This window comes from Fusicatenibacter sp. (assembly GCF_050872605.1).
Classification (GTDB): domain Bacteria; phylum Bacillota; class Clostridia; order Lachnospirales; family Lachnospiraceae; genus Fusicatenibacter.
Genome location: NZ_JBNMHD010000028.1, coordinates 17,961 through 41,236 on the forward strand (window position 1 = coordinate 17,961; position 23,276 = coordinate 41,236).

At 51.4% G+C, this 23,276-nt stretch carries 17 protein-coding genes, 1 tRNA gene, 1 pseudogene and 1 riboswitch; of the genes and pseudogenes, 13 read left to right on the forward strand and 6 right to left on the reverse strand.

All coding sequences use genetic code 11. The features are described from left to right. Window positions 1-2: 2 nt before the first annotated feature. The 4 genes from ACY2VT_RS09490 to ACY2VT_RS09505 all read left to right on the forward strand — a co-directional run bounded on the left by ACY2VT_RS09490 (window position 3) and on the right by ACY2VT_RS09505 (window position 4,527). Window positions 3-1,388, forward strand: coding sequence for a TrkH family potassium uptake protein (locus tag ACY2VT_RS09490; protein ID WP_461879711.1), 1,386 nt, complete (start codon window positions 3-5; stop codon window positions 1,386-1,388). Window positions 1,389-1,403: 15 nt separating this feature from the next. Further along, window positions 1,404-2,060 (forward strand): potassium channel family protein, encoded by a 657-nt coding sequence (locus ACY2VT_RS09495; protein ID WP_461879712.1) that lies wholly within the window; start codon window positions 1,404-1,406, stop codon window positions 2,058-2,060. A gap of 11 nt (window positions 2,061-2,071) precedes the next feature. After that, the gene (locus ACY2VT_RS09500; RefSeq protein ID WP_461879724.1) at window positions 2,072-2,842 is read left to right on the forward strand and encodes a TrmH family RNA methyltransferase; all 771 of its coding nucleotides are present in this window, start codon (window positions 2,072-2,074) and stop codon (window positions 2,840-2,842) included. Between the two features lie 215 nt (window positions 2,843-3,057). After that, window positions 3,058-4,527: a polysaccharide deacetylase gene (locus tag ACY2VT_RS09505; RefSeq protein ID WP_461879713.1), complete on the forward strand. Its 1,470-nt coding sequence runs from the start codon at window positions 3,058-3,060 to the stop codon at window positions 4,525-4,527. A gap of 92 nt (window positions 4,528-4,619) precedes the next feature. On the opposite strand, the gene ACY2VT_RS09510 is transcribed toward ACY2VT_RS09505, so the two are convergent. After that, window positions 4,620-6,386 carry a DUF885 domain-containing protein gene (locus ACY2VT_RS09510; RefSeq protein ID WP_461879714.1) on the reverse strand — a complete coding sequence of 589 codons (1,767 nt, stop codon included), beginning with the start codon at window positions 6,384-6,386 and terminating at the stop codon, window positions 4,620-4,622. A 119-nt stretch (window positions 6,387-6,505) separates the two neighbouring features. Further along, window positions 6,506-6,719: riboswitch (cobalamin riboswitch) on the forward strand. Between the two features lie 7 nt (window positions 6,720-6,726). Between ACY2VT_RS09510 and ACY2VT_RS09515 the strand changes: the two genes are divergently transcribed. The 5 genes from ACY2VT_RS09515 (at window position 6,727) to ACY2VT_RS09535 (ending at window position 14,315) form a co-directional block, all read left to right on the forward strand. Beyond that, window positions 6,727-6,939 carry a hypothetical protein gene (locus tag ACY2VT_RS09515; RefSeq protein WP_461877350.1) on the forward strand — a complete coding sequence of 71 codons (213 nt, stop codon included), beginning with the start codon at window positions 6,727-6,729 and terminating at the stop codon, window positions 6,937-6,939. A 59-nt stretch (window positions 6,940-6,998) separates the two neighbouring features. Beyond that, complete coding sequence (locus ACY2VT_RS09520; protein ID WP_461879715.1) at window positions 6,999-10,694, forward strand: hypothetical protein; 3,696 nt, start codon at window positions 6,999-7,001, stop codon at window positions 10,692-10,694. A 79-nt stretch (window positions 10,695-10,773) separates the two neighbouring features. Next, window positions 10,774-12,138, forward strand: coding sequence for an ABC transporter substrate-binding protein (locus ACY2VT_RS09525; RefSeq protein WP_461879716.1), 1,365 nt, complete (start codon window positions 10,774-10,776; stop codon window positions 12,136-12,138). 56 nt (window positions 12,139-12,194) lie between these two features. Further along, window positions 12,195-13,211 carry a FecCD family ABC transporter permease gene (locus ACY2VT_RS09530; RefSeq protein ID WP_461879725.1) on the forward strand — a complete coding sequence of 339 codons (1,017 nt, stop codon included), beginning with the start codon at window positions 12,195-12,197 and terminating at the stop codon, window positions 13,209-13,211. 6 nt (window positions 13,212-13,217) lie between these two features. Further along, complete coding sequence (locus tag ACY2VT_RS09535) at window positions 13,218-14,315, forward strand: ABC transporter ATP-binding protein (protein ID WP_461879717.1); 1,098 nt, start codon at window positions 13,218-13,220, stop codon at window positions 14,313-14,315. 575 nt (window positions 14,316-14,890) lie between these two features. Here the strand turns inward: ACY2VT_RS09535 and trxB are convergent. Continuing rightward, on the reverse strand, window positions 14,891-15,811 hold the full coding sequence (gene trxB, locus ACY2VT_RS09540) for a thioredoxin-disulfide reductase (RefSeq protein ID WP_461879718.1): 921 nt from the start codon (window positions 15,809-15,811) through the stop codon (window positions 14,891-14,893). Window positions 15,812-15,870: 59 nt separating this feature from the next. Then, the gene (locus ACY2VT_RS09545; protein WP_461879719.1) at window positions 15,871-17,196 is read right to left on the reverse strand and encodes a hypothetical protein; all 1,326 of its coding nucleotides are present in this window, start codon (window positions 17,194-17,196) and stop codon (window positions 15,871-15,873) included. 205 nt (window positions 17,197-17,401) lie between these two features. Here ACY2VT_RS09545 and dapF point away from each other — a divergent pair, with 205 nt between their 5' ends. Continuing rightward, on the forward strand, window positions 17,402-18,250 hold the full coding sequence (gene dapF / locus ACY2VT_RS09550) for a diaminopimelate epimerase (protein WP_461879720.1): 849 nt from the start codon (window positions 17,402-17,404) through the stop codon (window positions 18,248-18,250). Window positions 18,251-18,421: 171 nt separating this feature from the next. Next, on the forward strand, window positions 18,422-20,557 hold the full coding sequence (nrdD, locus tag ACY2VT_RS09555) for an anaerobic ribonucleoside-triphosphate reductase (RefSeq protein WP_461879721.1): 2,136 nt from the start codon (window positions 18,422-18,424) through the stop codon (window positions 20,555-20,557). Between the two features lie 97 nt (window positions 20,558-20,654). Here nrdD and ACY2VT_RS09560 read toward each other — a convergent pair whose 3' ends face one another. Then, window positions 20,655-22,022, reverse strand: coding sequence for an MATE family efflux transporter (locus ACY2VT_RS09560; protein WP_461879722.1), 1,368 nt, complete (start codon window positions 22,020-22,022; stop codon window positions 20,655-20,657). 178 nt (window positions 22,023-22,200) lie between these two features. On the opposite strand from ACY2VT_RS09560, the gene ACY2VT_RS09565 reads away from it, so the two are divergent. Together ACY2VT_RS09565 and ACY2VT_RS09570 are read left to right on the forward strand one after the other, a co-directional pair. Continuing rightward, a complete protein-coding gene (locus tag ACY2VT_RS09565) occupies window positions 22,201-22,350 on the forward strand; it encodes a hypothetical protein (RefSeq protein WP_156327623.1) in 150 nt (49 codons plus the stop codon). A gap of 210 nt (window positions 22,351-22,560) precedes the next feature. Next, window positions 22,561-22,633: transfer RNA gene (locus tag ACY2VT_RS09570), tRNA-Lys, on the forward strand. 187 nt (window positions 22,634-22,820) lie between these two features. On the opposite strand, the gene ACY2VT_RS09575 is transcribed toward ACY2VT_RS09570, so the two are convergent. Further along, window positions 22,821-22,988 (reverse strand): hypothetical protein, encoded by a 168-nt coding sequence (locus ACY2VT_RS09575; protein WP_461879723.1) that lies wholly within the window; start codon window positions 22,986-22,988, stop codon window positions 22,821-22,823. A gap of 149 nt (window positions 22,989-23,137) precedes the next feature. Beyond that, window positions 23,138-23,276 (reverse strand): annotated as a pseudogene (locus tag ACY2VT_RS09580) (tRNA (guanosine(46)-N7)-methyltransferase TrmB); the annotation flags it as partial.

Genomic DNA, 23,276 nt, shown 5'->3' on the forward strand with positions numbered 1-23,276 from the left:
CAATGGCCGAAAAAGAAAGCAAAAATAAATGGCATACCCCGGCGGAGCGGATTATGATGCTGGGATTTGCGGCGGTAATCCTGCTGGGAACGATTCTTTTGTGCCTGCCGGTTTCTGCGGCGGACGGAAAAAGCGTTTACTGGCTCGACGCTCTGTTTACCGCAACGACATCTGTCTGCGTGACGGGCCTTGTCACCGTTCCGACGGCGACGACATGGAGTACCTTTGGAAAAATTGTGATCCTCGGGTTGATTCAGTTCGGAGGTCTTGGCATCATGGCGTGCCTGACGATGGTGTTTCTGATCCTGCGCCGGAAAATCAGTCTGCAGAGCCGCAAACTGATCCAGGACACTTACAATCTGCCGGTTTTAAAGGGCAGCGTCGGTATTGTGCGGAAGCTGCTGATCGGCACGGCGGCGGTGGAGCTGGCGGGAGCCTTTTTCTACAGCTTCTGGTTTGTGCCGGAATACGGTTTCTGGAAGGGAATCGGCTACAGCCTGTTCCACTCCGTATCCGCCTTCTGCAACGCCGGAATTGACCTCGTCGGGGAATCCTCGTTCGCCCCGTTTGTGACGAACCCTCTCATCAACTTTACGACGATGGGCCTGATTCTCTTAAGCGGCCTTGGCTTTCCGGTCTGGTGGGAAGTGCTGGAGCGCGTGCAGGATCTTGTAAAAGGAAAACGGACCCGGAAAAACTTCGTGCGCGGCTTCACGCTCCACACAAAACTGGTTCTGACGACAACCGTCATTCTTCTGTTCGGCGGGGCGCTTCTGATCCTCGCGCTGGACTGGAACCACGTATCCTCGCTTGGCAGCTTAAAACCAGCGCAGAAGGTTATGGCGGCCTTCTTCCAGTCCGTGACGACGCGAACAGCCGGCTTTGAGACGATCCCGCAGGCAAACTTCTCGGACGGTTCCGCGATGGTGAGCATGATCCTTATGTTCATCGGCGGCTCTCCGATGGGAACGGCGGGCGGTGTCAAGACGACGACTGTTGCGATTCTGCTCGTGGTCGTCGCATCCTACATCCGCGGCGATTCCGACACCGTGGTCTGGGGACGGAAGGTCATGGAAGAAAACATCCGCACCGCGATCGTTATTTTCTTCTTCGCACTGACGATGGCATTCACCGCGACGGTGCTTCTGATCTCTGTCACCGGAAGTCCTCTGCTGGACTGCCTGTATGAGATCGTTTCCGCTGTGGCAACCGTGGGACTGACGCGGTCGCTTACGCCGACCCTTCCGGCGGCGGGAAAAATCATCGTAATTCTGGTCATGTTCATGGGACGTCTTGGACCGGTTACGCTGGCCATTGCACTGCGGCGGAGAAGCGGAAGAAAAGATGTGGATATCCAGCGCCCGGAACAGCGGGTGCTGATTGGATAAAAGAGGAGAAAAAACATGAGTAAACAATACGCAGTCATCGGACTTGGAAAATTCGGCTTCGCCGTGGCAACGACGCTGGCACAGGCAGGAAAAGAAGTGCTTGCGGTCGATAAAGACCCGGAGCTGGTACAGGAGATCGCCGATCTCGTCACATATGCGGCACGCGCAGACATCACCGACAGCCGTGTCTTTGCATCGCTTGGCATCAGCAACATGGATGTGGTGATCGTCGGTATTGCCGAAAATATGGAGTCGAGTATCCTTGCCACCCTGCAGGCAAAAGAGGCGGGCGTGCCGCTCGTCATCGCAAAGGGCATGAGCCAGATGCACGCCAATATTTTGAAAAAAGTCGGCGCGGACCGCGTCGTGATGGCGGAGAGTGAGACGGGCATCCGCCTCGGAAAAAGCCTGATTTCCGGCGGCTTCCAGGACTTCTTCATGCTGTCGGATTCGTTCTCCATGGTAGAACTTCCCGTGCCGGAAGCGTGGACGGGGCATAACCTCGAGGAGCTGGATCTGCGGAAGAAATACGGTATCAACGTGATTGCCGTCAAGGACGGGGACAACATCCGTGTCACGGTCAATCCGAAGACGCTGCTTCGCGCAGAGGAAGTGCTGATTCTGGTCGGCGAAAACAAAGAACTTGCCAAATTGATGAAAAACAGGAAATGAGGGAACCATTCATGATTACAAGCAGCAGCAATGCACAGGTAAAAAACATTATTGCGCTGAATAAAAAAGCAAAAGAACGCCGGGAGCAGGATGTTTTCGTGGCAGAGGGCTGGAAAATGTTTCAGGAAGCGCCGCGGGAATGGCTGAAAAAAGTATATGTGTCTGAGAGCGGCAGCAAAACGCATGAAATGCCATCCGACGGGACAGAATACGAAGTAGTGGACGACCGCGTGTTCCAGTCCATGTGCGACACGAAGACGCCGCAGGGTGTTTTAAGTGTGATCCGCATGCCGCATTACACCGAAGAGGAGGTGCTGGACAACGGAAAGACACCGCTTCTGATGGTACTTGAGGATCTGCAGGACCCTGGAAATGTCGGAACAATCATCCGCACCGCAGAGGGCGCAGGAGTCACCGGCATCATCATGAGCCGCGGTACCGCGGATATCTTCAATCCGAAAACGATCCGCTCGACGATGGGCTCGATCTACCGTATGCCGTTTCTGATCGTCGACGATGCGGCCGGATTTGTAAAAGGCTTAAAAGCGCGGAAGATCTGTACGTACGCGGCACATCTGCACGGCGTGCATTCCTACCGCGAGGAGGATTACACAAAAGGAACGGCATTCCTGATCGGAAATGAGGGAAACGGCCTGACCGACGCAATGGCAGAGGCCGCCGAGTGCCTGATCCGTATTCCGATGGAAGGAAAAGTGGAGTCGTTAAACGCGGCGATTGCATCCGCCGTTCTCATGTATGAGGCACACGGCCAGCGCGCATAAAAGAAAGAGCGGTACCGGTTTTCTTACATTTCTCTTAACCTGTGGGAATCCACTCGACAGAACCGGTATTTTGAGCTAAAATAAAAAGAACAGAATCCGGGCTGGATTTCTGTCAGTCCGGTAAAACTGTAATATTTGCCAGAAAAGCAAGTTACAGTTACAGTTTGCAGGGAACCTGTGAACTGTAACAAAAACTGTTTTGGGAGGAAGGAAAAATGAGTGAGAAAAAAAACATCAGCAAAAAGGAGCTCCGAAGAAGAAAGCGGAAGCGTGCGCTGATGATCAAAACAGGAATTCTATGTGTTCTGCTTGTCATCCTCGGCATTGGAATCTGGGCTTTGGCCGGAGGAACAGAAAAAATCCAGCAGAAAGCACAGGAAAAAGAGGATCAGAAAACAGCAGAAGTGGACGGTTCCGTATCGTCGGACAGCACGGGAAGTGCTGAAGCGCCGACAACGAAAGCACAGATTATGGCGGAAGCCGATGCACTTGCGCAGACATACGATTACGATGGAGCCATTGAAAAGCTCCAGAGCGTAGAGGGCGCAGCGACCGACGCGGATATCATCACAAAAGTAGCAGAGTACACCAGCACGAGAGATGCCTGTGTGCGCGTCAACATCAACGAAGTAACCCACATTTTCTATCATTCTCTTGTAGTCGATCCGCAGAAAGCGTTCTATCAGGACAACGCACAGACCGCAGGCTTCTGCCAATGGATGACCACCGTGGATGAGTTCAACGCGATCACCCAGCAGATGTACGACAGAGGATATGTCATGGTTTCGATCAACGATCTCGTGAAAAAGACCGTAGATGAGGACGGAACCGTTCATTATGAGGAAGGGGACATTTACCTGCCGGAGGGCAAGAAAGCATTCGTTCTTTCTCTGGATGACCTTTCCTATTACCACTCTTACGACGGACGCGGCATTGCCAGCAAGATGGTAGTCGGCGACGACGGAAAACCGACCTGCGAATACATTCAGGATGACGGAACTGTTGTGACCGGTGCTTACGACTGCATCCCGCTGATGGATCAGTTTATCGAAGCGCATCCGGATGCCGTATACCACAATGCGCGCGGAACCGTAGCACTGACCGGCTACGATGGAATCCTCGGATACCGCACCGACGGTGATTACAAGACGAGAGAAGATCTGACGGATGATCAGGTAGCATGGCTTGATGCACACCCGGATTTCGACTGGGATAAAGAGTGCGAGGAGGCGAAAAAAGTAGCCGATGCGATCAAAGCAGACGGCTGGACATTCGCAAGCCATACCTGGGGCCATATCCGTGTCGGCGACAAACCGATCGAGACGATCCAGGCGGATACCGAGAAATGGCTGACGTATGTTGCACCGCTCATTGGCGGAAGCGATATCATCATCTTTGCACATGGACAGGATCTTTCCGACTGGCACGATTACACGATGGACAATGAGAAGTTTGCTTACTTAAAGAGTCAGGGCTTCAACATCTACTGCAACGTAGATTCCTCCCAGTATTTCGTTCAGGTAAGAGACAATTACCTGCGTATGGGACGAAGAAACCTGGATGGATACCGTCTGTACCAGAACCTCTACGGAGGCGGCGAGGACAGAACAAGCGATCTGTTTGATTCTGCCTCTGTTATTGATCCGCAGCGGCCAACAGATCCATCTCTTTACAATTTAGGTTAAAGAATTTTGAAAATGAAAAAGATCTCACAGAACTTTCTATTATTTATAGAAGAAAGTCTGTGGGATCTTTTTTTTTCAGCAGGGCGAACCGTTTACAGATATTTTTCTACGAGCGGAAACGGCAGAGGGCCGAGACGGAGCAGTTTTTCATGGAAACCGATCAATGAGAATGAGCCGCCTTCCTGTTCCTGCACTTCCGAGAGGAGCTGCGAAAACGAGAGCGATCCGACACAGTATTTCAGATAGTTCGCCGGTGTCTCGAGAATATACTGATATAAAGAGGCAGCGGCCGACGCATCCGTGATGCCGAACTGCGCCAGAAAGGCTGACGCATCCGAGAGGAGCCATCCCTGGCTGTGGATGCCGAGATCCAGCAGCGAGCAGAGGGTAAGATGCACTGAGCGGTTCAGATACCAGAGATGGCAGAGCGCCTGCGTGTTCGCATCGAGATTACGTGCGGCGTAGCGGCAGGCATACGATTCAACGTAGGTTGCCCATCCTTCCACATAACCCGACGGCGCGTAGAGATGGCGGATCAGAAGCGGGTCGGAGCGCGAGAACGAGACGGTCTGGTACAGATGGCCGGGAAAGCCCTCGTGGGCAAGTGTGGAATACAGCTCGATGCCGGTCATCTCATCCGCGGGATTCAGGTAAATGGAGTTGGGTGAATTGACATCGGCGGGCGGTGTGAGATAAAAGGCGGGGCTTAAAAAATCCTTGAGGGAGTCATCCACGGTCTTTACTTCATATGAAATATCCGAAAGAACGGGAAAATCCTCGGAAATAGCATTTTGGAGATCGGCAAGCATTTCCTCCGGCGTGGAGAACGGCAGCACGAGCGCCTGCCCGGAGAGGGAGAGCGACGGATTCTGATCGAGAATGATCTGCATTTCGGCACACTGGTCCGCAAGCTGCTGTGTTAAAAGGCGGGTCAGCTCCTCCGGTGAAGCGTCAACACCGACGCGGCTGCGGAGAAGATACGCATAGTAGGAAAGTCCGCCTTCCTGCCGGGAAAGACCGCCGGTGTTCTGCGTTCCTTTGCCGCGGAGTGAAGAAAGCGCATCGGAAAGAGAGCGGTAGGCGGGAAAAACACAGGAGGTAAGGAGTTTTTCATGCGTCTGCAGACAGAGATTCCTTTCCGCCTCAGAAAACAGTGAAGACGCCTGCAGTTTATTCTGAAAAACGGTGTGGAGCAGATGGCTTTCCGGTGTATCCGCGTCGGCGAGAAAAGCACTGCACTGGCGGATAATGCCATCGACCGCAAGGTCATTCTGAAACACGCCCTGCCGGGATTTTTCCTGCTCGAGTGCGATGAGGTCGGAGAAATAGCGCGGGAGGTCCTGCAGAAGATGGAGGTAGTCGGCGACATCCTGCTGTGCGCGGAACGGGTACTCCGCGAGCAGAATGGGAAGCTGTGCCTGAATTCCGAGCGACGGACCAAGCGGTTCCGCAAGAAGGCTGGTGCTGCCCGGCATTTTCTCACAGTCCAGCTCGTAGAGCAGAAGATCGAGCGTAATCTGATTTTCCCGGGAGAGGCGGTTTCGATGAAAGGATGTGAGCGTCGTTTCCACACTCTGCAGCACGGCATCATACGAGGTGCGGTCAGGGATAGAAACCGTGCCGAACGAGGCGGTGCCGGGGGCAATTCCACGGGAAGCCGGATCGGCGAGGGTATAGTGGAGCGTGATGGCAGAAGAGGTTACCTCGGAGTGGAACCGTTCCTCCACATACGCGGAAAACCGGCGGTTCTCACCAGGGGAAAAGAACGGGGAAAAATACCAGAACAGCAGGGCGAAAAGAAGTCCGCCGCACAGAAGCAGAGGGAACAGGATGCGGCGGTGCAGAGAAGCTGGTTTCATAGAATAGGCTCCGGTGCGGACAGTTATCATAAAGTATGTAAAAAATGCTGATTTTATGCGCTTTTTCCGTGGTCTTTCATTTGACTTTCCAAAACGGCTTTGCTATAATCAGAAACGAACGAAATAAGGGACTTTTCAGTGCGGAGCGGATTTGAAAAGATTAAAAACAGAATCCGCGAAGGTAAAAGGAAATCAGGTGGAAATCCTGAGCGATCCGGTCACTGTAAGCAGGGAGTGTTAGTTGCAGAAATGCCATTGTGCGGAATGCATGAGAAGGCGCGGCTGCCGTGAAGATCTGCGAGTCAGGAAACCTGCTGGAAAGGTTAGTGAATCGCTTCCGATGAAAGCATATATTCATGGAAAGATGTACGAAGTTAAATCGGACATCTGCTTTTTTGTCGCCATGCGTCCGAAAGAGAGCTCCGGTGGAGAAACTCTTTTGCAGAAAAAGCAGATGTCTGTTTGTCTTTTCGCAGAAAAAATGTGTCCTCAAAAACAAGATTACTTGCAGGGAGACATCATTGACGGGGACAGGCACCGCCCAGCTGCCTGAAAAAGTCAGACGGAATCCGGAGCAGATGCGCGAAGGATATCCGAAGAAAAGGAGAAGTTATGAAAGGAAATTCAAGCAAATTTCTGGCACTGCTGCTGTCGGCGTCCATGATCATGAGCCCGACTGCCAGCGTATTAGCAGATACGCAGGAAAAAGCAGCACAGACAGAAAGCAGCGCAGCCGCAGAGGAAGCGCCGCAGAGCGAAGAAACAGCAGAGACGGCAGAACCGGAAACAACACCGGCAGAAACCGAGAGCAGTGAAAGCACTGCAGAGACTCCGGCAGAAGAGCCGACGGAAACACCGGCCGCGCCTGCAGAGGATCAGACACCGGCAGGATCTGACGAGACCGGGACACCATCCGCAGATGAGGATGCTTCGGAAGATACTGCAGAGGACACTGCAAAAGACGGTGAAGAGACCGCCGATACCACAGAAAAAGAGCCGGAAGCAGCAGATGAGACTTCCCAGGATGCTGAAAAAGAAACACCGGCAAAAGAAGAAACCAAAGATGCTGTAAAAGAGAATACCAGTCCGGCGGCAGAACAGCCGAAAACGGAAGTAAAAGAAACGACCAAAAATGAGGCATCCAATACAGCCGAGAAGAAAGAAACAAAAGCAGCGGAAGAAGCAAAACCGGCAGATGGTGAGTATGAGACTTCTGCAGAAGCAACCGGAAGCATGTTCAGTGTGATTTCTTCCAGACTCATCGTAAAAGATGGAAAACTGAAAGCATCCATTCTGCTGAGTGGAACCGGCTATGATTACCTGTATATGGGAACAGCAGCAGAAGCTGCCGCAGCAGATGAAAAGAGCTGGATTGCTCCGACAGGAAGCGAAACCTATACGGATACGAAGACCGGTGCAGAAAAGACCGGATATCGTTTTGAAATTCCGGTGGAAGAGCTTGACAAACAGATGGATGTTGCCGTTCGCTCAGCCAAGAAAAAAACATGGGCTGATAAAACCGTTACGATCCACAGCACCGATGCAATCCCGACGGTAACACCGGAACCAACCGAGACTCCAAGCGAAAATCCAGGTGAGGATTCCTCGAATAAGCCAGCCAGTGTAGAAGCACCGGTTACCAAAGAGGACGGCAGCGTATTCAAAATGTTCGTCATCTCCGAGGCAACAATGATCAACAAGGGCGATAAACTCGTTCTTACACTGAAAACAAACAACGTATCATTTGATAAACTGTATCTTGGAAAGAACGATGACCTTGCAAAAACACCGGCTATCCAGGGAATGCAGGAAGCAAACGGCGGTTATTCCTTTGCATTTGAAGTAGATGCGGACAAAGCCGGCACAACCGTTCCGATCGTTCTTGGAAAGCCAGATGGAACCTGGTACACCAAACAGCAGCTTTATCTTGCAGTTCCGGGAAGTAAAACACCGGAAGTAACTCCGACACCGGAGCCGACCGAGACTCCGGTCCCGACTGCAGCCCCGACTCCGAGTGAGACTCCGGCTCCAACCGCAACTCCAACTCCGGAACCGGCGAAAGTAGAAAACGGTATCTACAGCGGAACCGCGGAGACCGGCGCAGCTATGTTCAAAGTAGTCGGCGTAGAGCTGACCGTAAAAGACGGCGACATGAAAGCACGCATCACGTTAAGTGGTGTTGCCTACGATTATCTGTACATGGGAACACCGGAAGAGGCAGCTGCCGCAGACAAGAGTGCATGGATTGCAGGCGTCGGCACCGTTGGTTACACAACAGCAGACGGCGAGACGAAAACAGGAATGCAGTATGATATTCCGGTAGCAGCACTCGATCAGGCACTTGTTGTTTCTTCCCATTCTGCAAAACAGGATAAATGGTATGCAAGAACCATTACTATTGCATCTTCCAGTCTGAAAAAGACCGGAGATCTTCCGGCAGATGAGACCAATAAAGTAGCAGATGGTATTTACAGTGCAGAGGCAACAACTAATGCAGCAATGTTCAAGGTAGTCGGCGTAAAACTGACCGCGAAAAACGGAAAAATGACAGCAGTCATCACCTTAAGCGGAAGCGGCTATGATTATCTGTATATGGGAACCGGAAAAGATGCGGCAGCAGAGAGCGGCGCATGGATCGCTTCCACCGGAAAAGTGGACTACACCTTGGACGGTGAAACCAAAACCGGAATGCAGTTTGAAATCCCGGTAGAGGCACTTGATCAGGAACTTGCTGTAGCAGCTCATGCAGTAAAGAGCGGCAAATGGTACGACAGAGCCATCACGATTGCATCTTCCAGCCTGAAAAAGACCGGAGATCTGCCGTCGGATGATTCCAACGATCCGAAACCAACCATCGTTCCGACCAAGACCCCAACCGTATCTCCATCTGAGACACCGGTTGTAAAACCGACCAGCACCCCGGCTCCGGCACCGACCCAGAAACCGGCCGATACCAAACCGGAGCAGGAATCCAAATATGAGTCTGACTTAAGCGGCGGCACATCCAAAGTAGACAGTGCAACCACACTGGCAGACGGCGTTTACACACCAGACGGATTCTCCTTCTCCGGCGGATCCGGAAAGGTAACCATCTCCTGCAGCAAGATTACTGTAACGAACGGACAGGCTTATGCAACGATCGCATTCAGCAGTCCGTACTACGGATATGTAAAAGCAAACGGAAATAAATACATGGCAAATGTCAGCGGCGGAAGCAGCATCTTCACCATTCCGGTTGAGCTGAACAAGAACAATACCATCATCGGTATGACCACCAGAATGTCCGTTGCCCATGAGATTTCCTACAACATCTTCATCTCCCTGGCAGCAGCAAAGAAGGGCGGCAGCACTTCTTCCAGCACAGGATTTGTAAAAGCAGACGGAACAACCTCCACGATCAGCACCGATAACTCCAAGCTGGATACCACCGCTCCGGAGATCATGGGACTGGAATACAAAGCAGAGACAAAACTTGCTTACGCAGAGTACTTCAAGATGTATCATTACGACGAAGGCATCACCCTGCTGGAGATCGATATGACAAAAGATACCGAGCGTGATCCGGAGAAACAGACCGAGGACGACAAGAAAGCAGAAGATACCGATACCGCAGCAGAGGATACCGCAGCAGCAACCGACGAGGAAGAAGCGGCAGCAGCATCCGATTCCAAAAAGACCAGCACTGAGAAAGCGAAAGATCTGACCGAAAAGACAAAAGAGCTGTACGAAGGCAATGTTGTCAAATATCTGATCGTTCCGAAAGATGTTGAGATTCCGGCAGGACTGGACAAAGATATGATTGTGATCCAGCTTCCGGTTGAGAAAACATACGTAGCATCTGAGGATGCCCTGAAACTTCTCGACGAGCAGTTAGACGCAGCAGAGATCATCAAAGCAGTCGGCATGGAGCAGAAAGACTGCCAGATCGAAAACATTGCAAAAGCAATGGAAGACAAAAAAATCTCTTTCGACGGAGCATTCGATGATCTGGACTACAAAGCTCTGGTAAAAGACGAAATCGACTTTGCAATTCTTCCGTCTGAGTTCCTTCCGGGAAATGTAAAAGATGAGAAAGCAGACGAAGACAAGACTCCGGAAGAACTTCTGAAAGAGGAAAATGAGCGTCTGTCCGACACCGCAGAGCGTCTGGCAACCCTGACCATTCCTATGCTGGTTGACCGTTCCGCAGACGAGAAGACCGATCTTGCGAAAGCAGAGTGGCTGAAGGTCTACGGCGTGATCTTCGGATGCGAGGATCAGGCAAACGAGCTGTTCCAGCAGATGGTAAAGGCAGAAGAGAATAAATAAGTACAATAATTTGCAGCAAAAAATGAGAAAGGGCTGCTGCCGTATGGCAGCGGCTTTTTCTTTAAGAAAGGAATATCAAATGACAGGAAAAAACGAAAGAAAGCTGAAAAAATGGGCCGCACTTTTTCTTGCAGCAGCGATGTCACTGACGGCCTGCGGCAGCACCGCATCAACGGGAAACAGCACATCGTCCGCGTCGGGCACTTCGGCAGTTTCTGAGAGCAGCACATCCACAGCATCCGCAGCAGACGTTTCCGAAAGCCAGACGGAGAGCACATCCGTCTCGGAAAGTACGGCTGAAAGTGAAAGCACCTCCGAAGCCACTGCTGCGAGCAGCACCTCCGGGAGTGATACCGCATCCGCGGATGGTTTCGCAACGACAGACGATGTCAGCGACGCACCGGACATCACCGGAATCACCATCGAGAGCAAGATGGTCCTGAATTACGCCGAGTGCTTTAACGTATACTACTGCACAGACGGCTATAAACTGATCGATGTCAAAGACGGCGCGCAGTATCTGCTCGTCCCGGACGGAAAAGAGGCACCGGATGACCTCGATTCCGACGTAATTGTAATCCATCAGCCGCTGGAACGCATCTACATGGCAGCAACCTCTCCGATGGCGCTGTTCGATGCCGTCGACTCCCTCGATACGATCCGTCTCTCCGGTGAAACCGCAGACAACTGGTACGTACAGGATGCCGTTGACGCGATGAATGCCGGAACGATGATCTTTGCCGGAAAATACAGTGAGCCGGATTACGAACTTCTGGTCAGTGAGAACTGTGATCTGGCCATTGAATCTACGATGATCCTCCATTCCCCGAAGGTACAGGAGATGATCGAGATGCTCGATATACCGGTATTCATCGACCGTTCCAGCTACGAATCCCAGCCTCTTGGCAGAACCGAATGGATCAAACTCTACGGTGCCATGCTGGACAAAGAGGAGGAGGCAGCCGACTTCTTTGCAAGTCAGGCAAGTGTTGTGGAAAATCTGAAGGATTTCCAGAATACCGAAAAAACGGTCGCTTTCTTCTATATTAATACGAGCGGAGCTGCCGTTGTGCGGAACCCGGAGGACTACATTTCCAACATGATCGAGCTTGGCGGTGCGCGCAACGCCTTCCGTGATCTCCAGGACGACAGCGGAAAAACATCCGTGCCGATCACGATGGAGCAGTTCTACGATACAGCCGAAGATGCGGACTACCTGATCTACAACGCAAGTATCGATTCCACCGTCAAAACCCTGGACGACCTGCTGGCAAAGGATTCCATGTTTGCCGATTACAAAGCAGTCAAAGAGGGCAACGTCTGGACAACCGAGAAATCCATGTATCAGGCAACCGATAAAATTGCACAGTTTACCAACGACATTAACCTTCTGGTAACGGGCGGCGATCCGGATCAGATGGTATTCTTAAGAAAATTATCCTGATGGAGGAACGTATGTCAGAGAAGAAAAATATGACAGGAAAAGAGAACAGTTTCCATATGGAAAACTTCCGGCGCCGTTCGCGGTATGCCGCTGTGTTCCTGGTGCTGATTCTGGCGTTCGCCGCCATCACCGTGCTGAATATCAATTCCGGAAACGTAAATATTTCGATTCCGGAAATTTTCCGGATTCTGCTGCGGCGGACCGGAGAGGGGAAAGAGTACAATATTATCTGGAAAATCCGCCTTCCGCGTATTCTGATGGCGGCAATCCTGGGCGGTGCATTGTCGTTGTCCGGTTTCCTGCTGCAGACCTTCTTTGAAAACCCGATTGCCGGCCCGTTTGTACTTGGAATATCCTCGGGTGCCAAAATGGTCGTAGCGCTGACTATGATTTTTTATCTGGGGCGGGCACGTAATATTACCTCTTATACGCTGATTATTGCCGCATTTATCGGTTCCCTGATTTCCGTCGGCTTTATCCTGCTGATGTCGCGGCGGCTGAAACATATGGCAACGCTTCTTGTTGCCGGGATTATGATCGGCTATATCTGCTCGGCCGTAACAGATTTTGTTGTCACCTTCGCGGAGGATTCCGATATTGTCAATCTGCACGGCTGGTCGCAGGGAAGCTTTTCCGGCATGAGCTGGAGCAACGTAGCGATCTCTGCGGCTGTGATCGGCATCACCTTTGTCATCACGTTCCTGATGGCAAAACCGATCGGTGCATACCAGCTCGGTGAGGCGTATGCGCAGAGCATGGGTGTCAACATCAAAGTATTCCGCATCGCGCTGATTCTGCTCTCGAGTATTCTCTCCGCATGCGTTACCGCATTTGCCGGTCCGATTTCGTTTGTCGGCATTGCCGTCCCGTTCCTCGTCAAACAGAGCCTCGGCACATCGCGTCCGCTCGTCGTAATCCCGGGAACGTTCCTCGGCGGAGCTGTCTTCTGTATGATGTGTGACCTGATCGCGCGTATGGCGTTTGCGCCGCTGGAGCTGTCCATCAGTACGGTCACATCGATCTTTGGTGCGCCGGTCGTCATTTTCATGATGCTGCGCCGGAAAAGGGGGTAAGAGAATATGAATGAATATTATTTTCATCTGGACCACCTGACGGTCGGCTATGATAAAAAGCCGCTGATCAAAGATATCTGCATCGGCATCGAAAAAGGCGAGATCGTTACGCTGATCGGACCGAACGGCTCCGGTAAATCAACGATTCTGAAAAGCATCACCCGCCAGTTAAAGCTGGTCGGCGGAAATGTGGAATTTGACGGGAAAAACCTGCATGAGCTTTCGTTCCGCGAGCTGTCCACGAAAATGGCGGTTGTGCTGACGGAGCGCATGAAGCCGGAATTAATGACGTGTCACGATATCGTGGCGACGGGCCGTTATCCGTACACGGGACGGCTCGGCATGCTGACCCGCGAGGATGAGGAGAAGGTCGAGGAGGCGATGCGCGCCGTTCATGCCGAAGAGCTCGGCGGCCGCGATTTCAACGCCATCAGCGACGGCCAGCGCCAGAGAGTGCTTCTTGCGCGTGCGATCTGTCAGGAGCCGGAGGTCATCATCCTCGACGAGCCGACTTCTTTCCTCGATATCCGCCACAAGCTGGAACTGCTTGCGATTCTGCGCCGCATGGCAAAGGAGAAGGGCATCACCGTCATCATGTCGCTGCATGAGATCGATCTGGCACAGAAAATTTCAGACAAGATCATCTGCGTCAAGGGCGATGCTATTTCCCATTTCGGCGCGCCGGAGACAATTTTCCGCGAGGATATCATCCGCGAACTGTACGAGATTGACAATGGTTCGTTCGACCCGTGCTTCGGAAGCATCGAGCTGCCGCGGCCGGAGGGAACGCCACGCGTCTTTGTCCTCGCAGGCGGCGGAACGGGAATCCCGGTTTTCCGGAAACTGCAGAAGGAAAATGTCCCGTTTGCAGCAGGCGTCCTGTATACGAACGATATCGATTACCAGCTCGCCCGCATTCTGGCGATGGAGACGGTAACCGAAGCACCGTTCCAGGAGATCAGCGACGAGGTATTTGCCCGCGCCTGCGAGCTGATGAAGAGCTGTGAACGTGTCATCGACACCGGCGTCCCGGTGGGCATGTGCAACCGTCGGATCGAAGAGCTGAGGACAGAAGCAAAGCGGCTTGGAAAGCTGGCGGAGTAAAACAAAGAAAAATCCAATCAAAATCTCCTGTCTGGGAACGAAACAATCGTTTTCCGAACAGGAGATTTTCTTTTTTGCAGCCATTGTAAAAAACAGCAAAAGAACACGAAAAATGCAATATTAAATTGTACGAAAAATTCACACAATTCAAGTCAAAAACCAACAGAGATTGACACTTAAAAAGTCAAGTGCTTTGTAAAATCTTTTGGCAAAATAACGGTTTTCTCTGTTATGACCAAAACACGCGTTCTGATTTCGCAAGATTTAAACACATGATTTCCACACCGTTTTTCGTGGATAATGTGGATAACTCGGTGTATAACTTGTTTTTAGGCATGTTTTCGGTGGTTAACTATGTGGATAACTTGTGGACGGGATGCTTATAAAATTGACCCATGTGGAAAAAAAACGGTTTCTTTGTGCAATTTCGACAAAAAGGGGTTTTAAAGTTTTACACGACTGACATGAAAGGTTTTTCAGATTTCAGAAACTACGGAAAAACAGAAAAAAGCAGGCAGTTCTCCGTACAATACGAAGAATGCCTGCTTTTGCTGTATCCTATTCGAAAGAAGCCATCAGTGGCTGATCAGATATTTCTCCACGGAAGTCACGCAGTTCGCGCCATCGGCGGCTGCCGTGATGATCTGGCGGAGCTGCTTCGTGCGGACATCGCCTGCGGCGAACACGCCCGGCACGCTCGTCACACCGTCCTCGCCGGCTTTGATGTAGCCAGCCTCATCGGTTTCTACGGTGCCTGCGATCAGTGCGGAGACCGGAACGATGCCGACGGCAATAAACACGCCGTCTACCGAGATCACACCGGCTTCCCCAGCCTTTTTGTTCGTCACCTTCACGCCGGACACCATCTCGTTTCCCTCGATGGAATCTACAACCGTATCCCACACCATTTCCACATTCGGCAGTGCCAGCAGTGCATCCTGGAGAACACCGGCTGCCCGCAGTTCACCGCGGCGGTGGATCACGTAAACCTTTTTGCACGTTCTGGCAAGGAAAATCGCATCCTCCACGGCAACATCGCCGCCGCCGACAACGGCAACGGTTTTGTCTTTGAAGAACGCGCCGTCACACGTTGCACAGTAGGAGACGCCCATGCCGGAGAGCTCCTTTTCACCAGGTACATTTAACGCGCGGTGCTCCGCACCGGTTGCAAGAATGACCGTTTTGGCATGATACTCATTTTTTCTCGTGCGGACAATCTTGAGCTCTTCGTCAAGAACAAGCTCCTTCACACGCTCGCGGGAAAATTCCGCGCCCATTTTTTCAGCGTGTGCGCGCAGCGTGCTTCCGAGATCCATGCCGCTGATGCCCGGAAGGCCGGGATAGTTGTCTACTTCATAGGTATTCAGCACCTGGCCGCCGCTTGCAAAGTTTGCCTCAATCGTAAGAGAGGAGAGCTTTGCGCGTTTCGCATAAATCGCGGCAGAAAGACCCGCCGGGCCGGAGCCGATGATGATAACGTCGTATAAGTTTTCCATAAAAATCCTCGTTTTCGTCTGTAGTAAGCTGCCATGCAGCCATTTTTCTGAAAGTACCGTTACGGAGCCGGTGTTTCGGACGGTTCCTGGCTGTCGGAAACGGAAGATGAATCTTCCGCGGAAGTTTTTTCAGCTTCTTCTTCCGGCGCTTCCGGCTGGTTGTGAACCACCTTGATGCTGCGTACCAGCTTCAGATCGTTGTCGATGCCGACTTCAGTGTAGTCCAGCTTTTCGTCATCACTATAGAATGTGTAGAGTGTCAGGTTACTATCCTCTTTTTCCGTTTTTTCTGATTTGGCGTCCCCTGCCTTCGCCAGAAAATCGCTCTCGGAAGTGCCGAGCGTGATGCCGTTTGTGATTGAAATCGGAATCTTTGTCGTATCGAGATCGCCGTACAGCGAAGTAACGAAACAGTTGCGCACTGTCGTCGCCTCCGCGCCGTAATTATGTACGGTGCAGTAAAGCTTCTGACCGCCCTTTTCCAGCGTGACGTAGCCGTATTTTCCGTTTAAAACGGCCGTATCGGACTCTTTCGTATTGATGGTCCAGTCGTGGTCCAGAAGTTCACTGACCGGAACGGGAAGATGATAGAGTACATCGTCAAAGCGGACGGTCCAGTCGTTGATTTCACTGCTGTCGGCTTCCGGTGCCTGGTAGGCCTCCACTTCCGGTGTTGTGGCATCGCTGACACCATCGAGCGCTTCTGCATCAGCCGTGGTCGTAAAGTTCTGCATATCGAGGGAATACAGAATTCCCGTTTCGTTATTGAAGCCGAGCGTGATCGTCTGGTACAGCCCGTACTCATACGTGAACTGCACAGAGGTATCGGCCTCATAACGGTCCTTTGGCGAACCGTAGATGCTTTCCACATCCTCCATGAGCGACTGCTGCAGGGTGACGCCGTTCGGCAGGTCGACATAGATATTCTGGCCCTCAGCGGTCGAGGTATCGATGTGAATGCCTCCGATCAGGCATTCCGCCACCGGTTTTGCCGTGGTGTCCGGATTGGCAATATCGACGGTAATCTGGTTTCCGTCCTTTTCAAAGCTTTCGCCCTCTGAGAAGGATTCCGGCTGGATTTCCTTCGTGTCGTCGCCGCTGTAGACCCAGCCAAGCGCTGTAAAATCCGCGTAGGATTCCGGAATTTCGTACGTATCGCCCCAGATGGCAAGCTGAAAACTGTTCAGGTTCTTCGAGAGATCCACATCGTATTCCGGAATCTCATCGGAATCGCCGGAGGCCGCCAGATTGTCTTCGGGGTCGTCATCGTCGGTACTCTGACTGATGGTTGTGATCGGAATCGTTTCTGTTTTCTTTCCGCAGCCGCTCGTTCCCACGAGGAAAGCGGCAAATACTGCTGTTAAAACCCAACGGTATTTTTTCATCAAAACCTCCTCATAATAAATGGTTAAAAATATTTGAAAGTTACTTCATGTAAGTAACGATATCAGTTCTCCCTATTCTAACACATTCCGCTTCGTTTTCCAATGTCTGAAGCGGATTTGAGAAAAATGGTTTTTCAAAAGCGCGGTGCGGAATACATATTTAGTAAGGAACTGGAAAGGGCAGAAGTCTGGGAGGAGGCTGTGTATGCGTTTTACAAAAATGCAGGGCTGCGGAAATGATTATATCTATGTAAATGCCATGGAGGAGCGGGTGGAGAGTCCGGGACGGCTGGCAAAAGCGGTAAGTGACCGCCATTTCGGCATCGGCGCGGACGGGCTGATTCTGATCGGGGCATCCAAAACAGCAGATTTTTCGATGGAAATGTACAACGCCGACGGCTCGAAGGGCGCGATGTGCGGCAACGGCATCCGCTGTGTGGGAAAATACGTGTACGAGCATGGGCTGACGAGAAAAACGACGCTGACTATCGAAACCGGCAGCGGAAACCGTGTGATTCATCTGCAGACGGGGAAGAATCCGAATGAGATCTGTCAGGTGACAGTGGAGATGGGAACGCCGGAATTCCGCGCCGCACAGATCCCCGTTGTTTCTCTGGGGGAATATGTGCTGGAGCATAAAATTACCGTGTGCGGGGAAAATTATACGATGACCTGCCTTTCGATGGGAAATCCGCATGCGGTGATTCCGGTGGAAGATGTGGAAAAAATATCCATTGCAAAGACCGGTTCCGCTTTTGAACACCTTTCCTGCTTCCCGGACCGTATCAATACAGAGTTTATCCAGACTTTAGATCAACACACAATAAAAATGAGAGTCTGGGAACGTGGGAGCGGTGAAACGCTGTCCTGTGGAACGGGAGCGTGTGCGGCAGCCGTCGCGGCGATGCTTTCCGGCTGTGTTTCGGAGGGCGAAACTGCCGTAGAACTGCGCGGCGGCAGGCTTTTCGTTACATGGGACCGGACGAAAAATAAGGTCCTTCTGACCGGCCCGGCCGAGACCGTTTTTGAAGGAACGCTTGCAGAACGAATTTGAAAAATGCAGATTTCTGTCTGCACGAAAAAGCAGTATGCAATATTCTGAAAATAAAAACTTACAGGAAATGCCTTTTCTTTTCAAAAGAAACATGCTACAATATGTGGTGCCCGCTACAAGAAAAGGGTGGGGGACACACAAGATATAGTGTTTGATTTGGAGGACACCACAATGGTTTATATTATCAAAAAGGACGGCACCAAAGAAGAATTCGACGCGCAGAAGATCGTCCGTGCCGTAAATAAATCCGCACAGAGAATCCTGTATACCTTCTCACAGCAGGAGATTGACTTTATCTGTAAGTTCGCAACCGAGCACGTATATTCCCTTGGAAAGACCGAAATTCCGATCAGCGATATGCACAATATCGTGGAGGGAGCACTCGAAAAAGTAAACCCGGCTGTGGCAAAAAGCTACCGCGATTACCGCAATTACAAAACTGATTTTATCCATATGATGGACGAGGTCTACACGAAGAGCCAGTCCATCCGCTACATCGGCGACAAGAGCAATGCCAACACCGACAGCGCCCTCGTTGCAACGAAGCGAAGCCTGATTTTCAACGAGCTGAACAAAGAGCTGTACCGCAAGTTCTTCATGAACCGCAACGAGCTGCAGGCCTGTAAGGACGGCTACATCTACATCCACGACCAGTCCGCACGTCTCGATACCATGAACTGCTGTCTGTTCGATGTCGGAAACGTTTTAAAAGGCGGCTTCGAGATGGGAAATGTCTGGTACAACGAGCCGAAGACACTCGACACAGCATTTGATGTCATGGGCGATATCGTCCTCAGCACCGCTGCACAGCAGTACGGAGGCTTTACCGTGCCGGAGGTGGACAAGATCCTTGCTCCGTACGCACAGAAGAGCTACGATTACTACGTAAAAGAGTTCCTGAAATATACCGACGCATCCTGGGAGGGTGCACAGGAGAAAGCCATCGAGTATGCGATCGACAAAGTAAGAAGAGAGTGCGATCAGGGATGGCAGGGAATTGAGTATAAACTGAACACTGTTGGATCTTCCCGCGGTGATTATCCGTTCGTTACCGTGACCCTCGGCCTTGGAACGAGCATGTTCGAGAAGATGATTTCCATCTCCCTTCTCGAGGTCCACAAAAACGGACAGGGCAAGAAAGGCCACAAAAAGCCGGTGCTCTTCCCGAAAATCGTCTTCTTATATGACAAGGCAATTCACAGAGAGGGCGGCATCGCAGAAGATGTCTTCGAGGCAGGACTTGACTGTTCTTCCAAGACGATGTATCCGGACTGGCTGTCGATGAGCGGCGAGGGCTACATCGCCGAGATGTACAAGAAATACAAGAGAGTCATCAGCCCGATGGGATGCCGTGCTTTCCTTAGCCCGTGGTACGAGCGCGGAGGCATGGAGCCGGCAGATGAGAACGACAAACCGGTCTTTGTCGGACGTTTCAACATCGGAGCCGTTTCCCTTCATCTTCCGATGATCCTGGCAAAATCCCGTTCCGAGAACCGCGATTTCCATGAAGTGCTCGACTTCTACCTCGAGATGATCCGCGATCTGCACAAACGGACTTATGATTACCTTGGTGAGATGCGTGCTTCCACGAACCCGCTGGCTTACTGCGAGGGAGGTTTCTACGGCGGCCACTTAAAACCGTCCGACAAGATCCGCCCGCTGTTAAAGCCGATGACCGCATCGTTCGGTATCACGGCGCTGAACGAGCTGCAGGAACTGTACAACGGAAAATCTCTGGTAGAAGACGGACAGTTTGCGCTCGACACACTGAAATATATCAACGACAAGGTTGCCCAGTTTAAGAAAGAGGACGGCATCCTCTATGCGATCTACGGCACACCGGCAGAATCCCTGTGCGGTCTGCAGGTAGAGCAGTTCCGCAAACAGTACGGCATCGTCCGCAACGTTTCGGACCGCCCGTATGTGAGCAACAGTTTCCACTGCCACGTAACCGAGGACATCACCCCGATCCAGAAACAGGATCTCGAGGGACGTTTCTGGGAGCTCTGCAACGGCGGAAAAATCCAGTACGTGCGCTATCCGGTCGGCTACAACAAAGGCGCGATCAAGACACTGATCGAGCGTGCGATGGAGCTTGGCTACTACGAGGGCGTCAACCTGTCCCTGGCTTACTGCGATGACTGCGGCCACCAGGAACTCGACATGGATGTCTGCCCGGTCTGCGGTTCCAAGAACCTGACAAAGATCGACCGTATGAACGGCTATCTTTCCTACAGCCGTGTCCATGGCGACACCCGTCTGAACGAGGCGAAGATGGCAGAAATTGCGGAGAGAAAATCGATGTAAAATCATTGCGATATTTGTAATACGATAAAAGAACGAAATCCCCTGCGGGAAATCCATTCGGTTTGGATTTTACGCAGGGGATTTTAGAGTTCGGCAATTATTCTTCGATATCGCGGGTGATGTTGCGTACCCAGACGTATTTTTTATAATGAAGATAAACCGCAGGCAGTTTCACGATCTCGTCGAGGTTTACAATACAGTAAACGATCATGACCGGCAGCTTCAGCCAGAACGCAGCGAGGAAGCCAAGCGGTACGGAAAAGCACCACATCGCGCCGATATTTCCCTGCATATCGAATTTTGCATCGCCGCCGGCACAGAAGATGCCGTCGAGAACGGTGGTGTTGACCGACTGTGCCATCAGGTTCAGGCCGCAGAAGAGAAGCATGTACTGCAGATATTCTGCCGCGGTATCCGTAAGCGGAGCGAAGTGGACGATTGCAGGAGAGATTAACATCAGAAGACCGCCGGTCACAACGCCGATGGCAATTGCAAGATGCGTCAGGCGGCCGCCGTATTCGCGTGCTTTCTCGAGTTCATCTGCACCGAGCAGGTTTCCGACCAGAACACCGGCACCGCCGCTCACACCGCGGATCAGGCAGGAGAGGAGACTCTTTGCAATCGAGGTAATCGAGTTTGCTGCAACGGCATCGCTTCCCATGTGACCCATGATGACAGAGTACAGCACGTAGGCAACTCCCCAGACGAGCGAAGCCGCCAGAACCGGGAGAGTGTAGCGCCAGAAATCTTTCGAGAGTATTTTGCCGGCAGAAGAGAAGAGACGCTTCCAGAGAATCCGCACGTGGTCTGGTTTCTTAGTTTCAAGGCAAGCCCAGATCAGCTCAAGCACACGGGCAGCTACCGTTGCATACGCCGCGCCGCGGATGCCGAGTGCCGGAGCGCCGAAGAGACCGTAGATCAGGACGGCATTTAAAATAATGTTCAGCACAACCGCCGTGGAACTGATGCGGGAGCTGACGGCGGCGTGGCCGGTGTTTTTCAGCAGAATCAGGTAAACCTGTGAGATACCGCAGAGCACGTAGGAGAGTGCAACGGCGCGCAGATACTGGCTTCCGCTTGCAACGAGGGCTGCATCGTTCGTAAAGATCCGCATCAGCAGATCCGGGCAGAGACCGGCGAGAATCGTGAACAGACCGGAGAACAGCAGGTTTGCACGCAGCGCAATCGGAATGACCTTCTCAATCGAAGCCGCATCCCGTTTGCCCCAGTACTGCGCCGCCATAATACCGGCACCCGCCGCAATACCCGTGATAAAAAGGTTCAGAACAAACTGCACCTGCCCGGCCAGCGAAACCGCTGACAGCGAGGTCTGGTCAATCCATCCCAGCATGATTGCATCCGTCGCACTGACGAGAGCCAGCATAAAGTTCTGAATCGCAATCGGGAGGACGAGGAGCTTTAATTTCTGGTAAAACTCATCCTTGAAATTCATTCGTGTTTTCATAAAATTCCCCCAAAGTAGTAAGTGATGGTATTCTGCTGTATTATAACGGAAAGAAAATGGGAAAACAATGGCTAAAACAAGCTATTTTCTGGTCATTATTGACATTCCCTGTATAATATAGAAGAAAAAGAACTTTTCCGGTGCCCGTGTCCGGTACGCCGGAAAGCGGAGAAGAAGTTTGATCAGAAAATCAGGTTTCCTTCAGCAGAAACTCCAGGATTTCTGCTATCAGAATAAATATGCCGGCAGCGGCTGCCTTTATAAAATCCAGAAATCCATGCAGGAGCTGGAGAAGCTTTTGAAAAAGAAAGATAAGAAACGGAAGTAGGTTCGGCTGCCATTGGAGCCGTCGTCGAAACAAACGGAAATATACGAAAAAATTGTGAAATTTAATAGAATTATAAGACCTGTTTTCGCTGTTTTTAACAAAAGTAAAGAAACAGTGAAAAAAAGGTTGCTTTTTTCGGCAGAATCCTTTATAATCCTATTTGTGTTCAGCGAGTGGATCATCCAATGAAACACAGAAAAACAAAAGTAAGCGCCTTTAGCTCAGTTGGTAGAGCAGTAGACTCTTAATCTATTTGTCCAGGGTTCGAGTCCCTGAAGGCGCATCAAAAGCACTGTTTTTGCAGACCTGAGAGCTGCGGGGACGGTGTTTTTCTTGTTTACGGCAAAAATATCGGAAATCTACGTATTAACTTTTTGTTATCATAGCATCTGCAAATGAGAAAAACCGGCAGCAAAAAGATCCGTTTTAAAAAGATCTTTTTGCTGCCGATTTGTGTTTCAAAAACGATATTAATAGTTCTTCAGTCCGCTCGCCGAGTCAATGATGATCTGGCAGCCCGTCTGAATATTTTTCATGATCGTGACCATCTGCTCCTCTGGAACTCCGATGCATCCGCCGGTCGGGCGGTGTTTTGCGGTTCCATTCTGTGTTTTCCCCCACGCCGCCGGAGCCGACATAGCCGCTGGCGCACAAATCCTCGCTCTAGGTTCCGTCCGTCTGATTTTCAGACGCATAAACCGGTGCCGCACCAATCAGCGCGCCGCATAAGAGTGCAACCAGAACTTTTTCTTTCATATTCAAATCCCCCTTATGTGCAGAACTGCTTTTACAGAAACCGTGCCTCCATCTTACAGATCGGGTTTCCGATTGAGGAAAACTTCTCCTCATATTCCGTCATTACATTTCCTTCTGAGAGAACCACATCGTGGTGCAGATCGTATGTGAATGCAGTGAGTTCCCATCCC

What these genes read in the sequence shown, in the direction of transcription:
- ACY2VT_RS09530 (WP_461879725.1), top strand. Translation starts at nt 12,195, where the DNA reads ATGGAAAACTTCCGGCGCCGTTCGCGGTATGCCGCTGTGTTCCTGGTG.
- ACY2VT_RS09515 (WP_461877350.1), top strand. Translation starts at nt 6,727, where the DNA reads ATGAAAGCATATATTCATGGAAAGATGTACGAAGTTAAATCGGACATC.
- ACY2VT_RS09505 (WP_461879713.1), top strand. Translation starts at nt 3,058, where the DNA reads ATGAGTGAGAAAAAAAACATCAGCAAAAAGGAGCTCCGAAGAAGAAAG.
- ACY2VT_RS09495 (WP_461879712.1), top strand. Translation starts at nt 1,404, where the DNA reads ATGAGTAAACAATACGCAGTCATCGGACTTGGAAAATTCGGCTTCGCC.
- ACY2VT_RS09525 (WP_461879716.1), top strand. Translation starts at nt 10,774, where the DNA reads ATGACAGGAAAAAACGAAAGAAAGCTGAAAAAATGGGCCGCACTTTTT.
- trxB (WP_461879718.1), bottom strand. Translation starts at nt 15,811, where the DNA reads ATGGAAAACTTATACGACGTTATCATCATCGGCTCCGGCCCGGCGGGT.
- ACY2VT_RS09560 (WP_461879722.1), bottom strand. Translation starts at nt 22,022, where the DNA reads ATGAAAACACGAATGAATTTCAAGGATGAGTTTTACCAGAAATTAAAG.
- ACY2VT_RS09535 (WP_461879717.1), top strand. Translation starts at nt 13,218, where the DNA reads ATGAATGAATATTATTTTCATCTGGACCACCTGACGGTCGGCTATGAT.
- ACY2VT_RS09520 (WP_461879715.1), top strand. Translation starts at nt 6,999, where the DNA reads ATGAAAGGAAATTCAAGCAAATTTCTGGCACTGCTGCTGTCGGCGTCC.
- nrdD (WP_461879721.1), top strand. Translation starts at nt 18,422, where the DNA reads ATGGTTTATATTATCAAAAAGGACGGCACCAAAGAAGAATTCGACGCG.
- ACY2VT_RS09490 (WP_461879711.1), top strand. Translation starts at nt 3, where the DNA reads ATGGCCGAAAAAGAAAGCAAAAATAAATGGCATACCCCGGCGGAGCGG.
- ACY2VT_RS09545 (WP_461879719.1), bottom strand. Translation starts at nt 17,196, where the DNA reads ATGAAAAAATACCGTTGGGTTTTAACAGCAGTATTTGCCGCTTTCCTC.
- ACY2VT_RS09575 (WP_461879723.1), bottom strand. Translation starts at nt 22,988, where the DNA reads ATGTCGGCTCCGGCGGCGTGGGGGAAAACACAGAATGGAACCGCAAAA.
- dapF (WP_461879720.1), top strand. Translation starts at nt 17,402, where the DNA reads ATGCGTTTTACAAAAATGCAGGGCTGCGGAAATGATTATATCTATGTA.
- ACY2VT_RS09510 (WP_461879714.1), bottom strand. Translation starts at nt 6,386, where the DNA reads ATGAAACCAGCTTCTCTGCACCGCCGCATCCTGTTCCCTCTGCTTCTG.
- ACY2VT_RS09500 (WP_461879724.1), top strand. Translation starts at nt 2,072, where the DNA reads ATGATTACAAGCAGCAGCAATGCACAGGTAAAAAACATTATTGCGCTG.